This window comes from Maridesulfovibrio sp. FT414 (assembly GCF_050916235.1).
Taxonomy (GTDB): domain Bacteria; phylum Desulfobacterota; class Desulfovibrionia; order Desulfovibrionales; family Desulfovibrionaceae; genus Maridesulfovibrio.
The window spans coordinates 1,170,715-1,184,376 of the sequence record NZ_CP104854.1 but is presented as its reverse complement, the minus strand read 5'-3'; the positions used below and the strand labels follow the sequence as shown (position 1 = coordinate 1,184,376).

Below are 13,662 nucleotides of genomic sequence, written 5' to 3'. Positions count from 1 at the left end.
AATTAAGAGCTCAGAAGCAAAAAAATCCGCCGTAAGGGGCGGTATTTACTGCTGAACCTGATCTAGTTCTATCTTTCTGGGCCGGCAGGATATGCCACCCGGCCGGAGTTGCTCCGGCCGGTGAAATATTACTCCGCGGGCTCAACGCCTTTCAGTTCCGGGATCTCCTTGAGCAGGGTACGCTCAATGGCGTTCCTCAAGGTGATCTGGGACATGGGGCAGCCTTTGCATGCACCCTGCATGCGGACCTTGGCGATGCCTTTGTCTGTTACCTCTACGAGTTCAACGTTGCCGCCGTCAGCCTGCAGAAGAGGTCTGACTTTGTCCAGAGCGGCTTCGACTTTGTCGTGCATGGTAAATCCTCCATTTGGTATGCACGCTCAAGTACGACCTTTACGGGCCGATGTCAAACCTGCTCCTGTCAGGGAGTACTTGTTTCTTCTCGCTCATCTAACCTTCGGCAGTATGGAAAATGCGTCCTGAAGTACCGGATTCAGCCTGCTGACCAGCTCCCGGAGCCTTTCGGGGGTCAGGCCGTATTCTTCCCATCTTTCGCTTTTTATGTTGCGGATAAAGAAGTCTCCGCCTCCGCCGATACCCATAGTCTTGGCAATGATGTTGGCAAAAAAAACGAACATGGCTTCCGGTGTCTTGGCTGCCTTGGTCGGATTATGGTGGTAGAGCACTGCCGTTACCAGAGAGAAGGGCAGGTTCCACTTGCGCAGCAGCATTCCGCCCAGTTCTGCGTGGTTGAAACCGGTAACCAGCCTCTCGGCCTTGTGCAGTTGAGCCTGCTTGTTGCGCGAGATTGCCGTTGCAGCCACAGCCCTGTCAGGAAGAGTCATCATGAGTACCGGGCGGCCGATGTCATGGAGCAGTCCGGCTACAAAGCATTTTTCAGGTGACCCCTGCTTGAGCGTCCGGGACAGTTCACTGGCGATTATGCCGCATGAGAAACTGTGCCGCCAGAAAAGTTCAAGGTCGATGATGTCGGTGGGCAGTCCGCGGAACATGTCCATTACCGAGGTTCCAAGGGCCAGGGTCGAAAGCTGCCGTGTGCCGATTACAGCAACGGCCCGTGAGATGGTGTCGATCTGTGACGGGAAATTGTAGAATGCGCTGTTGACCATGCGCAGCAGGAATGCGGAAAGGGCTGTGTCCCGCGAGATGACCTTGGCCACATCCGATGCCGAACTGGACGGATCGTTGATGACCTGCCGCAGCTCAATGAATACCTGCGGAAGTGACGGAAGTTTGATTTCGGCGCGGATGAGTGAAACCGGGTCCACCGGGGCGAACCTTGCTGTTGGCATCGGAAGTTCTGCTAGCGGCTTGTACAGTTCCGGGTGACTTGCAAGGTCCTTAGCTACAAGGCTGACCCCAAGCTCATAAAGGGTTGCCAGAATAGGTTTTGTGCGGTCGGCACGTGCGAAGCGTTCTTCCATAAGTGCGACGGCAGTCTGCAGCGTCTCTTCGGGTATGGATAGTTGTTCTGTCATGGTTACCGCCTTGCTGCATGGTTATCCCCTGTCTTTACCATACATTAAAAGGTGTTGGCAGCAAAGCTCAGTTTTCAGGAACATTACAGCCCCCGCCACAGGAGGTATGGCGGGGGCTGCAGGCTCATTTTTGCGGGGGAATGCTTACTTCAGCCAGGTGTCAACCTGAGCTTTGTTCTCCCGGATAAAGCGTTTTGCATTTTCATAGGGATCGGCACCCTTGTCCTGATTCCAGGCCATGACCATCTGGAGCTGGCCTGCATCTTTCCATGAAAACTTGTCGAGGAAAGCGTAAACTTCAGGCATGTCTGCCTTGAGTCCCTTGCGCACGATGGTGTTGATGGTTTCCTCTTCGCCGAGAACCTTTTTGGGGTCGTTAAGATACTTGAGGTCCCAGCGACCGAACATCCAGTGCGGTGACCAGGCAGTGACAACAATCCATTCATTTTTCTTGATGGCATCACTGAGGGCCGCGGTCATGGTGGCGCCTGAACCTTCCATGAGTTCGAACTTGTCCAGACCGTATTTTTCGATGGCATCTTCGGAAAGTTTCATGAGCCCTGCACCCGGGTCGATTCCGATGATCTTGTCATCGAATTTGTCGGCATATTTATTCAGGTCCGCGATGGAGTTGACAGTCACATATTTGGGAACCGCCCAGCCCAGTTTTGCGCCGGAAACGATCGGGCCGAGGTTTACCACATCCTTATTCACCCTTTTCAGGTAATCGGCGTGGGTTACGGGCAGCCATGCGGTGGCCATTGCGTCCACGTCTCCGCTGCCTACGGCCTGCCACATTGCGGCAGCAGCAACGGGGATGATTTCGCATTCATAGCCCATGCGTTCTTCCAGTACGGCCTTTAGGACGTTGGTGGTTGCAGTGGCGCAGTCCCACTCAACATAGGCCAGTTTGACCTTTTTTTTGTCACCGGCAAAGGAGGGGGCAGCAACTGCTGCGACAAGAAGTGCTGCAATGATAAGGGTAATGAATTTTTTCATAGAGATCTCCCGTTGTTTTATTAGCCCCGGTCTGTTTTACCGGAGCCTATTTTCTGGAGTACGCGGTCCATGATCATGGCCACGATGACAATGCCTATTCCGGCCTCGAATCCCTTGCCCATCTGGAGTCGCTGGATGGCTTTCCAGACTTCTCCGCCAAGGCCTTTTGCGCCGATCATGGCTGCGATGACGACCATGGACAGTGAGAGCATGACCGTCTGGTTTACGCCGGCCATGATGGTGGGGGTGGCGATGGGCAGTTCAAGCTTGACGAGCCTCTGCCAGCGGGTGGAACCGAACGCTTCGGCACATTCCACCAGTTCTGGCGGAACCTGCTTGATGCCGAGGCAGGTCAGCCTGATGGCCGGAGGCATGGCAAAAATTATGGTTGAAAATATGGCTGCCACCTTGCCCAGACCGAAGAACGGAATGGCCGGGATCAGGTAGACGAATGCGGGCATGGTCTGCATGACGTCGAGGACCGGCATTACCGTCTTGTGCACATAGCGGTTCATCGCCGCCATGATGCCAATGGGGATGCCGATCATAAGTGCCAGCATGGTGGAAACGATGACCAGTGCGATGGTGGAAACAGTAGCTTTCCAAAGCCCCATGTTCCAGATGAGCAGCAGTCCGGCCACCGCGAAGATTCCGGTGCGTCTGCTTCTGGCCAGCCTCCATGTCAGCAGGCCGATAAGGCCTATCAGCAGCCACGGCGGGCAGGCCTTCATCGCTGTTTCAATAATATCCAGCCCGGTTTCGAGTACGGCGGAAAATGCCTTGGTGGCAAAGGAGCAATGCTCGACCAGAAAATCGATGCCGCTTTCTATTGTGTCTCCTACCGGTATACGCGGAAAATTCATTGCTAGTTTACTCCCCTTTCGGCCAGTGCCCCGATAAGAGCCCCCCTGACAATGACGCCCTTGAGTCTGTTGTTCTCGTCAATGACCGGGAGGGGGGTGGTGCGGTCCTGCATGATGTTGAAAAGTTCCTGTGCCGGGGAATCGAGATTTACGGATTGGAATTCAGTCCGCATTACCGTGCGGAGGTCCCTTCCTCCTTCCTCGACGAGTCTGGCGCAGTCCGCGGCGGATACGACTCCTATAAGTTTGTGGTGTTCGTCCAGAACAAAGAGATTGGAGATGTTGTTCTTGCGCATTTTACGCAGCGATGCTCTGGGACCGTCGTTCTTGCAGTAGGCCACGGCTTCGGTTTTCTTCATGATGGATTCAGCGGTAAGGACTTTGGTGATGTCCACGTCCTGAACAAAGCGGCGTACGTAGTCGTTGGCCGGTTCGGTGAGTATTTCTTCCGGGGTTCCGGTCTGGACGATTTCACCGTCTTTCATGAGCACGATGCGGTCCCCGAGCTTGAGGGCTTCGTCAAGGTCGTGGCTGATGAAGACGATAGTCTTGTGCATGCTTTCCTGCAGGTTGATGAGTTCGTCCTGCATGTCCCGGCGGATAAGCGGGTCCAACGCGCTGAAGGCTTCGTCCATGAGCAGGATGTCAGGGTCGAGGGCCAGTGCCCGGGCAAGACCGACACGCTGCTGCATGCCGCCGGAGAGTTGTGAAGGGTATGAGTCTTCCCATCCTGAAAGCCCGACCAGCTCAAGGGACTCCATGGCTTTCTTTCTCCTCGTTTCAGGGTCCACATTGCCTATTTCAAGGCCGTACTCGGTGTTTTTCAATACCGTACGGTGCGGGTACAGGGCGAAGTTCTGGAAGACCATGCCCAGCTTTTTCTGTCGGACCTTGCGCAGTTCTTCCTTGTCCAGTGCGGTTATGTCTTCTCCATCGATGAAGATCTTGCCGCCTGTGGGTTCAATGAGTCTGTTGAGGCAGCGGACAAGGGTTGATTTCCCGCTTCCTGAAAGACCCATGATTACGACGATTTCTCCTTCGTTCACGGTGAAGGATGCATTGTTGACACCGACTCCGTGCCGGGATTTTTCCATGACTTCGTCTTTAGTGGCCCCTTTTTCAAGCATGGGTATGATTTTGTGCGGGTTGGGGCCGAATATTTTGTAGAGATTCTCTACTCGTATTTTTGGCATAACTTCTCCATTGATTATAAATGAACAGACCATCTGCGTTTCTACGCAGAGGCTGATAAGATCGGCAACGGCTCTGTCTGGCGGAGGGGAGAGCTAAACGGGTACTTTTTCCGGTGCGGAATTGAGGTTGGAGTCCTGGACGGGAGAGCCAGTTGATTTGATGTAGTAGTTCTTAATCTGATACATAATTTTATGCAGTAGTTTGTTGTAACTGTTTGTTGCTATGTAGTGTATCTTTTTTTCAGTTGTTACATTGGAAAAATGCAGTTTTTACATTCGAATCACTTCAAAAGCAAAGTTGAGAATTTTATCATTCAAACTTTAATTTTGATAACGCAAAAAACTCATTTTATACGGTAGTAAAATTATGTTTCTGGATTTTGTATGGTAGATAAAATGTGGTCATCTGTCAAATGAGATTGGTTTACACAATATTATACAGTATTTTTATGAATAATGTAGTCGGGTTGCGGCATGCAGAGGTAAGGCGACTTCAATGCTGCTGATTGGATGAGATCAGGGCTAATTACGGATAATCCGGAGGCAGCGATTGGGGCATTTTAGCGCCGGTGTTCGCGCAGGATTCTCGGTTGCGACTGTCCGGGAATATTTTCAGAAGGGGCATGCCGATAAAGTCCATCCACGCAAGAAGGGCCCGGAAACATATGCTTCCGGGCCCTTAAATTCAGTAGATTGCGGTGTTGTAAGGTTGAGGTAATTCGTTCAGCGGCGGGTCAGGCCGTATTTTTTCAGTTTGTACTGAAGGGTGCGGCGACTGATGCCCAGTGCATCCGCTGTGCGCTCCCTGTGGTGCTGGTTGGCTTCCAGGGCCGCGATCAGGGCCTGACGTTCAGCATCGTCAAGGGACGCCGGGCCGGGGGACGGAGGCGGCGTCAGCTGCTGGCGTGGTGCAGAAGGTTCGAAATTCGGAGTATGCTGCGGCTGGACCGCTCTGGGAGCGGGGTTCTGCACCTGCGGGGGCAGGAGTTCCGGTCCCAGCACTTCGCTGCGGCTGAGGATTATGGCCCGTTCCAGAACGTTTTCCAGCTCTCGTACGTTTCCGGGCCAGTCGTAGCGGCTCAGCACGTCAAGAAATGAAGGGGTTACCGAGCGTACTTTTTTGTTGTTTTTGCGGCCCAGCTTTTCAAGCAGGTAGGCCACCAGCGCAGGAAGGTCGCCGATGCGTTCGCGCAGGGGCGGGATGCGGATTTCAAGCACACTCAGCCGGTAATAGAGGTCTTCGCGGAAATTGCCTTTTTCAACCTCTTTTTTCAGGTCCCGGTTGGTTGCGGCGATGATGCGCACGTCCGTTTCCACCGGGGACACGCTGCCGAGAGGTTCGACAACCTTTTCCTGCAGGGCGCGCAGGATCTTGGCCTGAAGAAGCGGGTCCATCTCGCCTATTTCGTCGAGGAAGAGAGTTCCGCCGGATGCAAGCTGGAAGCGGCCCGGCTTGTTGGTGTTGGCACCGGTAAAGGCTCCCTTGACGTATCCGAAAAGTTCGCTTTCAAGCAGATCTGCGGGCAGGGCCGCACAGTTGACTTTGACGAGCGGTTTTCCTGCACGCAGGCTGGCCCGGTGCAGACCTTCGGCAACCAGCTCCTTGCCTGTGCCGGATTCGCCAAGGACGAGGATGGTCGCTTCTGAAGGACCGGCCTGTTCGATCAGGTCCTTCACATTGCGCATGCCTCTGGTGCTGCCGATCATTTTTTCCGTGGCACCGGCGGCAGATTTGAGGCGTTCGTTTTCATCAACCAGCCGGGAGTAGTCGAGGGCCTTGTTCATGACCGCCTTGAGCTCTTCGTTATCAGCCGGTTTGGTCAGGTAGTCGAATGCTCCGTGCTTCATGGCCACCACGGCTGAGTTAACATTGCCGTAGGCTGTCAGCATGATAACAGGCAGTCCGGGGACGGTGGTGTTAAGCTCCTTGAGCAGGGCCATCCCGTCCATCCCTTCCATGCGCATGTCTATGAGGGCTGCGTTAAGCTCCATCCCGGGGACCATTTCCAGAGCCTGTTCGCCGGACTGTGCTTCGTGGACGGTCCATCCGTCGCTCTCAAGTACGGCCCGGATGAGCATGCGCAGTGACGGTTCATCGTCGACGATAAGTGCTGTCTTGGTGTTCTTGGTCATTATATCATTCCTTGCTGCGGGGATCGGGGAAGAAAAGTTTTACACAGGTTCCGTGCGGCTGGGCCGATTCTCCCTGTCCGGAAATGGTAACACGTCCGTTGTGTCCGCGCATGATGGTGTTGACAATTGCAAGTCCCAATCCGGTTCCCTTGGGCTTGTCGGTGAAAAAAGGTTCCAGCGCGTGCTTGCGGATTTCATCCGGCATGCCGGGACCGTTGTCGCAGACGCTGATCCATACGCCGTGCCCGTTTTGTTCGGCACTGATGGATATTTCTCCGTCTCCTTCCGGTACGGCGTCCAGGCTGTTGACGAGCAGGTTGAGGAGAACCTGGCGTATGGCATCCGGGTCCGCGTATACTGTCTCGGCCCTGAGGTCGGTGTTGATGACAGCTCCCTTGTGTTCAAGGTCGAAGCCCATAAGTGTCTGCATGGACCTGCATATATCGTCGAGATCCAGTCTGGAAGGTTCAAGCTCGTGCGGCTTGGAGAGATAGAGCAGGTCGGTTACAACCCGGTTCAGGCGGTCGGCTTCGCCGAGCATGGTGGTGGCGAAGGTCCCGTAAGGCTGTTCATCCTTGAATTTTTCCGCAAAGAGCTGGGCAAAGCCGCGCAGCGAACTCAGGGGGTTGCGTATTTCATGGGCAACCCCGGCCGCCAGCGAACCGATGGATGCCAGTCTGCGGGCTTCGTAGAGGTCTTCTTCAAGTCCTGCTATATCGGTGCGGTCGCGGATGATGATCATGGTCCTTTTTTCATCCTGACTTTCGAAATACGGAAAGAAGATGAATTCAAGGTTCTTGCCGCTCAGCAGGGCGTGCTTCCAGACCACGTTGTCGCGCTGGAATTCCTGCAGTGTTTCATACGAAAAACTGTTCCAGTTCATGCCTACCAGAGCTTCGTCTGCAGGACTGTCCAGAAGCTTCAGCGCGGAGCCGTTGGCGGAGAGTATGGTTCCGTCCATGGACAGGGTCAGCAGTCCGTCGGGCATGTTGTCGAGCAGGTTGGCCTGAAACCTTTCCAGTCTAACCAGCTTCTTGCCCTGTTCCCGGCGCTGGAAATAAGCCACGGCCAGCAGCCAGAGAACGAATCCGGCCAGAAATATGTATCCGGTCTGCAGCAGGGCCGCACGACGGTATTGCTTGAATTGGTGAAGGTGTTTCTCGGCGTTGAGGCCGAGCAGAAGATATGTGCCCTGATCCTGCGGGGGCAGAAAGCGGAATCTTGGATCACCGTATATGCGCAGCAGCATGGGCTGGCCGATGGTTCCGTACAGAAGGGCTGCCTTGCCGTCGATAATCACCGGGGTGCTTGATTCCCGTATGGAATCGAGCATACGGAACATTTCCGGCGGCGGGGAGAACGGTTTATCCCCTTTTTCCACCACCAGAAGAGGATTGTGGTCCGGACCGTACAGGGCAATGTAGAGCAGGTCTCCCTGAGCCACCATTTCCTGGAACAGTTCACGTGCATCCGGTATGAGCTCGTCAGGCATACGGCGGTTGTGCATGCCGTGCCCGTTCTGTCCACCCGGCCTGCGCATGCGCCGCGCCCCTTCAACCAGCTGGATGTCCAGTCCTCTTGCAATGGAGCGTGCGGAGAGCAGCATGTGCTCGAAAACCGTCTGGTGCATCTGCTGCAGGTTGTGCCAGGTAAGGTAAAGGCTACCGGCCCCGAGGAGAACCAGGGCCAGAAGCGCTAGAGCTAGAGGCAGTTTCTGAGATTTGCGTGAACTAAGTTCCATTAAGACTCTTCTGTATGGATTACGGGTTGAGCAGTACGCTCACTTCTCTGGGAGAACTGAGCCCAAGGGACCCGGCAATTTCGCGGATGGTGGTGGACTTGTCAACAACCGCACCCTTTTCGCGAAGTATGCCCAGAGCAGTGTTGAGGTCAAGATTGTATTTCAGGCAGTAATCCTCAAGCGACATGCGGCCTATTCCTGCCCCGGATCCTGACCCGGACCCGTTCCCGCTGTTGTGGCTGTCTTCCTGCTTCAATCCGGATCTGGGTTTGGACTCTGACGGTTGTGCTGCTTCCTGCTGGTCCTTGAGTATTATCTCATGCAGTGCTTTGGGGGTGATGTCCATTCTGGCGGCGATGGACTTGATGGATTCCTTGGCAGATTCAAGTTCCAAGCCGGCCTTCCGGATGGAGGCTATGGCCTTGTCCGCATTGAGACCGGTGCGTTTGCAGAAAACTGCCAGAGAACTAAGTTCGGCATGTCCGTAGGGAGGGTTGCCGTATTCGGCTTCTCCAAGCGCTTTAAGGTAGATGCCGAATTCTAGGACCTGTTTCATGGGCGGCAGTCCGGCAAGGGCTCCGAAGGCCACGAACAGGGTGATGATGATGCTGACGAAAAATGCCGGGGAAGTAAAATTGGCTTCGCCACCTTTTTTTTTCAGATAGGCGAGGATCGGTTTCCAGTTCAGCCAGATGTGCAGGACGGATACAACGAGGAACAGGGCACCGGTACAGATGTGGATGTCACCCCACTGTTCCTTGCTGAGCCCCAGAAAGGTCCAGTCAGCCCAGTAGGCGACACGGCCCTGGGGAACGAAATAAAGCACAATGCTGGTAATGGTCAGGACAAGAATGGAGAAAAAACTGGTGAGGGAAGTGATTTTTCTGAACATGCTCTGCTCCTTAAGTGAGTTGTACTGCCTTTGTAACTTGAATTGTCCTGCACTTGGAAGGGGTTTTCATTAAAAAAGGAGGACCGGTCAAGTCCTCCTTTTTCCCGTTTTCTGTAATTAGGTGTAGATGAACGTTATTTGGTTAAGGTTCAGGAACCTTGCCCCGGACAGTTTCCACCGGGACAGTTGGGTTGAACATTTCCGCAGTTGCCGCCACCGCCGGGACAGCCTCCCTGACGATAATTGCCGCAGCCCCTGCCGGACCCCTGACCCATGGAGGGGAAGGAAATTCCGGTTTCCTTTTCAAGTTCTTCGGCCATTTTCTTGTGTTCAGCGTAGACCTTGTCTCTGATGTCGGAAAGTTCCTTTACCAGAGCCTGAATTGATTCCTTATCAGCTTTTCCGGAATCAACCAGGGCATTCAGTTCTGTACGCTTGGCCCACTGCTGGCTGCCGAGAGCCTGGAAAGTGGCTTCATATTTTTTAACTATGTTCTGAACCTGTTGCTGTTTTTCAGGTGTCAGCTGGTTGTAGGCTGCCCAGTTGCCGTCATGGTATCCGGCATTGCGGTAGCCGTTTCGTGCCATGGCAACTGAAGCAACTGTCAGTATCAGCACGACAATCATCGGGACCAGAGCTTTTCTTATCATATGATCTCCTGATGCGGTTAGATGTTGTTGCCCTCTCAAGATCGACTAAAGCACATGGCGTGCCAAATATTATTTATTATTTATTAAAGTAGGTTATGGGCGAACGAAGGGTGTGCTGACAAAAATGGTTGTGCAAATATTTGCGCACTGTGTTGCACAATGAGTGCATGCCCGCCAGTCAGAGTGCAGATGCCGTGCACATGATGGGGCTTTTGGTGCTGGAGCGCCGGATTAATCTTTCTTCGGGGAATCCCGTTAAGCCGGCTGCGGGCAGCATAATATACGGTGGTCGGTAACGGGGCGATTTTTCGTGTCTCCGGGAATATCTTACCCGTAGCCTATGAGCGGATCAAAAGCGAAAAGACCGGAAGGACTCCAAGTCCTACCGGCCTTTTGCAGGGGTGCTTCTATTACGCAGGGGGAATGTTTAGTGTGTGAAGATGTTTAAGAGTTCCAGTTCCAACAGTTGCCGCCACGGTCGTCCCCGCGGTGATGTCTGCCGAAGCCCATCTTGCCATTATCCATACCGTTTCCACCGAAGCCGGGCACGGGCATGGCAATACCTGTGGCCTGCTCAATTTCAGCAGATAACTGTTTGCGAAGATTGTATCCCTTGTCTCTGAGTGCAGCCATGTCGTTAACAAGGGCGGTGATGTCTTTCTTTTCCGCCTTGCCTGCTTCCACAAGGGCATTCAGTTCCGTGCGCTTGGCCCACATCTGGCTTCTGACGGCCTCAATCTTGTCATCATATTTCTGGAAGATGGCTTTTACTTCCTGCTGCTTTTCCGGGGTGAGTTGATCGAACATCTGGGCAGGACCAGTACAGGGACCGTATCCCTGACCGTAGCCGGGGCCGCCGCCGTATGCGCCATTGCAGCCTCCGCGAGCCATTGCTGTTCCCGCCAAAGCCAGAACCATAATAACCATTACCGGGATCACGATTGTCTTTTTCATTTTTATCTCCTTATCAGGATAGATTTTTCAGCCCTTTCATAATCCCATAAAGCATCAGCCGTGCCATTTTCGATAGTCCTGATATTCCGGGTGCTTCGTATGAAACATACTGAAATGGTTGGAAAATATAGAATGCAATTTGCTGCGCATCGATGCACAAGTTGTGCACAAATTGTCTTTATAATGCACTTAGTGAACTTAACATTCGCGTGCGATCTTCCCGTCCTCAAGGCGGATGATCCTTGACGCCATCTCTGCGTGCATCGGGTCATGGGTGACCATGACTATAGTCAGTCCGTCTTTGTTCAGGCTTTGCAGGATGCTCATGACTTCGTTGCCCGTGGCCTTGTCGAGGCTCCCGCAGGGCTCGTCAGCAAACAGGACTGAAGGAGACTTGACCAGTGCCCGGGCAATGGCAACCCGCTGTTGTTCCCCGCCGGAAAGTTCTCCGGGAAGTCGTTCACCCAGACCGGCCAGTCCAACCCGTTCAAGGCATTTCAGGCCCCGTTCATATATCTCCCTGCCAACCGGCTTTATCCTATTCAGATAGGGCAGCAGCACGTTTTCGTGTGCGCTGAGATAGGGCAGCAGGTGGTGGGACTGGAATATTATGGAAAACTCTTCACTGCGTAGCCGGTCAATGCGCGCCCTGCTGAACCAGGTGATATTTTCGTCCCTGAAAAATAGCTGCCCCTGTTCAGGTTTGAGCAGGCTTGAGACCACGCTCAGCAAAGTGGACTTCCCGGATCCTGATCTGCCTACAACGGCAGTGAAGCTCTTCTCCGGAATTTCAATGGATACATCATTCAGGACGGTTACCTGTGCCCCGTCACGTCCGTAGCGGTGGGTTATGGAATCAGCTTTGAGCATGTGCAGCCTCACAGTGAAACAAGGGTTCGTGATGGGTCAACGCGGGTGGCCCGCAGAGATGGAATGACAGCCGCAAGAACTGAAAGACCGGCAACGGCCAGAAAGGTTATTCCAAAGGCCGCCGGGTCGAAGGCGATATCAGCCTCTCCGAGATCAAGTGTTTGGAGAATCCTGCCGCTGGCAAGAAAGCCTCCTGCATATCCTGCAATACCTGCCATACTGCCTATGAACAGGGCTTCAAGGCAGAAGATTGAGAAGACTGAACTTGTTGAGAATCCAAGCGAACGCATCAGCCCGATTTCAGTTTTGCGTTCATTTACAGCTGAGAAGATGGACAGCCCGATCATGAAGCAGGCGGTCAGCAGGATGACCCCGCTTACCGACCAGGCCATACGGTTCACAAAGCCTATGGCCGACATGCGCTGCTTAACAACATGCTGTAATGCTTTGACCTCAGTGTCTGGTACGGCTTTCACGATTTGCTCAACGATTTCATCTATCGGGCAGCCGGCGCAGAGAGCTGCCACCTCAATGAAATGAACTGCTCCGGGCCTGCCGACACTGTTGCGCAGCAGGTTTATGTCCATGAAGATCACGTTGTCGTCTTCCGTACCGGTTGGATCAAGTATTCCCGCTACCTTAAGTGTATTGCCTTCAATACTGACATTCTGCCCGGTCCTGATGCCGATCTTTTCCGCTGCATTGCTGCCTAACAGTACTTCTCGGTCATTCTGCGGGAAATTCCCTTCCGGGTACCAGTGGGTCTTGATGCTCAGCTCGTCAGCCATGCTGACCCCGACCACAGCCACCGGAACTCCGTTGACCTTGGATATGGAAGCAAACTTGGGGGCAACAGCACTGAGCCTGTCCTTCAAGTCAATCGCCCTGATGGAGGAAAGAACCGGATCTCCCTGCAGTTCGTGTGCTCCGTAGGCCACATTGCCGAGGTCCAGACCTCCGTAGCTGACCGAAAGGGATTCCGTTTTAGGGGTGACAAGAATATTTGCTCCGAATTTGTTAAGTTTTTCTTCAAGATTGTTACCCACAACCGTTGATAGCTGCTGGATGGAAACAACGGACATTACCCCGATGGTGAAAACCGCAGTAAGCAGTACGGTGCGCAGCGGACGGCGACCGAGATTACGGAGGGGGATTGTAAACAGGTTCATTCAGTACCCCGGATTAGAAGTATTTTTTGCCGGACTTGATTGCGTCCATTGAAATGATCAGGTTTTGCCCTTCAATCGTGCGTTCAAGGGGGGAAGGGTTGCATCCACCGCTTACGATATTGATGCGGGTGGAATGGAAGCGCATGCCGCAATTGTTGCAGACCATGAAGTCCCCATCCTGCGAATAGCCTTTGCCGGAATGGTAACAGACATCACACGCGTCAAATGCTGCCCGTATGACCCCGTCCTTGCTTTTGAGGACAAAGAAGCGGACATTTGTATTGTCCACATTCATTGAATAATAATGGGCTTCGCTATCGCTGACTTCTTCAAGCGGAATAATGGCCTTGTTTCCTTCCAATTTCATTCCTGCGAACAATGCGCTGGGTACAAGCAGGATCACCAGAAGCAGAATCAGTTTTTTCATAAAACTCTCCTTGAAAAATGTATACCGCAATAGTATGCAATTTGTGTACAAGGCGAGCAATATCAGCGATTAACAATCTAGTGCAGTTGATCAGGAAATTGGAAAAAGAATTATTGTGCAAAGTTTTTGCACAATAATTTGCACATCACCCGGCACAACCAGTTACGATGGCGCCGGGTCTTGGAAGCAGATCTAGTGTGCTACTGGCGAAGCCTTAATGAAAAAGTTTTTTGAAGCGTCCAGATAATTATTTTTTTAAGTTTCTCTGGCCG

13 protein-coding genes are annotated in these 13,662 nt (G+C 53.1%); all 13 read right to left on the bottom strand.

What is annotated here, in order from left to right; all coding sequences use genetic code 11:
- Positions 1 to 128 precede the first annotated feature (128 nt).
- Entirely contained in the window at positions 129 to 353 is a 225-nt protein-coding gene (locus tag N7E73_RS05235; RefSeq protein ID WP_432737977.1) for a NifU family protein, read from the bottom strand.
- Positions 354 to 446: 93 nt separating this feature from the next.
- Complete coding sequence (locus tag N7E73_RS05230) at positions 447 to 1,499, bottom strand: HDOD domain-containing protein (protein WP_432737976.1); 1,053 nt, start codon at positions 1,497 to 1,499, stop codon at positions 447 to 449.
- 144 nt (positions 1,500 to 1,643) lie between these two features.
- Entirely contained in the window at positions 1,644 to 2,498 is an 855-nt protein-coding gene (locus tag N7E73_RS05225) for a glycine betaine ABC transporter substrate-binding protein (protein WP_432737975.1), read from the bottom strand.
- A 20-nt stretch (positions 2,499 to 2,518) separates the two neighbouring features.
- On the bottom strand, positions 2,519 to 3,361 hold the full coding sequence (locus tag N7E73_RS05220; RefSeq protein WP_432737974.1) for an ABC transporter permease: 843 nt from the start codon (positions 3,359 to 3,361) through the stop codon (positions 2,519 to 2,521).
- 2 nt (positions 3,362 to 3,363) lie between these two features.
- A complete protein-coding gene (locus tag N7E73_RS05215) occupies positions 3,364 to 4,554 on the bottom strand; it encodes a quaternary amine ABC transporter ATP-binding protein (RefSeq protein WP_432737973.1) in 1,191 nt (396 codons plus the stop codon).
- Between the two features lie 723 nt (positions 4,555 to 5,277).
- Positions 5,278 to 6,687 carry a sigma-54-dependent transcriptional regulator gene (locus N7E73_RS05210; protein ID WP_432737972.1) on the bottom strand — a complete coding sequence of 470 codons (1,410 nt, stop codon included), beginning with the start codon at positions 6,685 to 6,687 and terminating at the stop codon, positions 5,278 to 5,280.
- A 4-nt stretch (positions 6,688 to 6,691) separates the two neighbouring features.
- Positions 6,692 to 8,428 (bottom strand): two-component system sensor histidine kinase NtrB, encoded by a 1,737-nt coding sequence (locus N7E73_RS05205; protein ID WP_432737971.1) that lies wholly within the window; start codon positions 8,426 to 8,428, stop codon positions 6,692 to 6,694.
- A 19-nt stretch (positions 8,429 to 8,447) separates the two neighbouring features.
- Complete coding sequence (locus tag N7E73_RS05200) at positions 8,448 to 9,320, bottom strand: DUF4405 domain-containing protein (RefSeq protein ID WP_432737970.1); 873 nt, start codon at positions 9,318 to 9,320, stop codon at positions 8,448 to 8,450.
- 149 nt (positions 9,321 to 9,469) lie between these two features.
- Positions 9,470 to 9,970 (bottom strand): Spy/CpxP family protein refolding chaperone, encoded by a 501-nt coding sequence (locus N7E73_RS05195; protein WP_432737969.1) that lies wholly within the window; start codon positions 9,968 to 9,970, stop codon positions 9,470 to 9,472.
- A gap of 444 nt (positions 9,971 to 10,414) precedes the next feature.
- Positions 10,415 to 10,924: a Spy/CpxP family protein refolding chaperone gene (locus tag N7E73_RS05190; protein ID WP_432737968.1), complete on the bottom strand. Its 510-nt coding sequence runs from the start codon at positions 10,922 to 10,924 to the stop codon at positions 10,415 to 10,417.
- Positions 10,925 to 11,122: 198 nt separating this feature from the next.
- Complete coding sequence (locus N7E73_RS05185) at positions 11,123 to 11,794, bottom strand: ABC transporter ATP-binding protein (RefSeq protein WP_432737967.1); 672 nt, start codon at positions 11,792 to 11,794, stop codon at positions 11,123 to 11,125.
- Between the two features lie 8 nt (positions 11,795 to 11,802).
- Entirely contained in the window at positions 11,803 to 12,963 is a 1,161-nt protein-coding gene (locus N7E73_RS05180) for an ABC transporter permease (RefSeq protein WP_432737966.1), read from the bottom strand.
- A 13-nt stretch (positions 12,964 to 12,976) separates the two neighbouring features.
- A complete protein-coding gene (locus tag N7E73_RS05175) occupies positions 12,977 to 13,390 on the bottom strand; it encodes a Fe-S-containing protein (RefSeq protein WP_432737965.1) in 414 nt (137 codons plus the stop codon).
- Between the last annotated feature and the right edge of the window lie 272 nt (positions 13,391 to 13,662).

Excerpts from the sequence above, each read along its gene's own strand:
- N7E73_RS05235 (WP_432737977.1), bottom strand. The coding sequence starts at position 353 with ATGCACGACAAAGTCGAAGCCGCTCTGGACAAAGTCAGACCTCTTCTG.
- N7E73_RS05230 (WP_432737976.1), bottom strand. The coding sequence starts at position 1,499 with ATGACAGAACAACTATCCATACCCGAAGAGACGCTGCAGACTGCCGTC.
- N7E73_RS05225 (WP_432737975.1), bottom strand. The coding sequence starts at position 2,498 with ATGAAAAAATTCATTACCCTTATCATTGCAGCACTTCTTGTCGCAGCA.
- N7E73_RS05220 (WP_432737974.1), bottom strand. The coding sequence starts at position 3,361 with ATGAATTTTCCGCGTATACCGGTAGGAGACACAATAGAAAGCGGCATC.
- N7E73_RS05215 (WP_432737973.1), bottom strand. The coding sequence starts at position 4,554 with ATGCCAAAAATACGAGTAGAGAATCTCTACAAAATATTCGGCCCCAAC.
- N7E73_RS05210 (WP_432737972.1), bottom strand. The coding sequence starts at position 6,687 with ATGACCAAGAACACCAAGACAGCACTTATCGTCGACGATGAACCGTCA.
- N7E73_RS05205 (WP_432737971.1), bottom strand. The coding sequence starts at position 8,428 with ATGGAACTTAGTTCACGCAAATCTCAGAAACTGCCTCTAGCTCTAGCG.
- N7E73_RS05200 (WP_432737970.1), bottom strand. The coding sequence starts at position 9,320 with ATGTTCAGAAAAATCACTTCCCTCACCAGTTTTTTCTCCATTCTTGTC.
- N7E73_RS05195 (WP_432737969.1), bottom strand. The coding sequence starts at position 9,970 with ATGATAAGAAAAGCTCTGGTCCCGATGATTGTCGTGCTGATACTGACA.
- N7E73_RS05190 (WP_432737968.1), bottom strand. The coding sequence starts at position 10,924 with ATGAAAAAGACAATCGTGATCCCGGTAATGGTTATTATGGTTCTGGCT.
- N7E73_RS05185 (WP_432737967.1), bottom strand. The coding sequence starts at position 11,794 with ATGCTCAAAGCTGATTCCATAACCCACCGCTACGGACGTGACGGGGCA.
- N7E73_RS05180 (WP_432737966.1), bottom strand. The coding sequence starts at position 12,963 with ATGAACCTGTTTACAATCCCCCTCCGTAATCTCGGTCGCCGTCCGCTG.
- N7E73_RS05175 (WP_432737965.1), bottom strand. The coding sequence starts at position 13,390 with ATGAAAAAACTGATTCTGCTTCTGGTGATCCTGCTTGTACCCAGCGCA.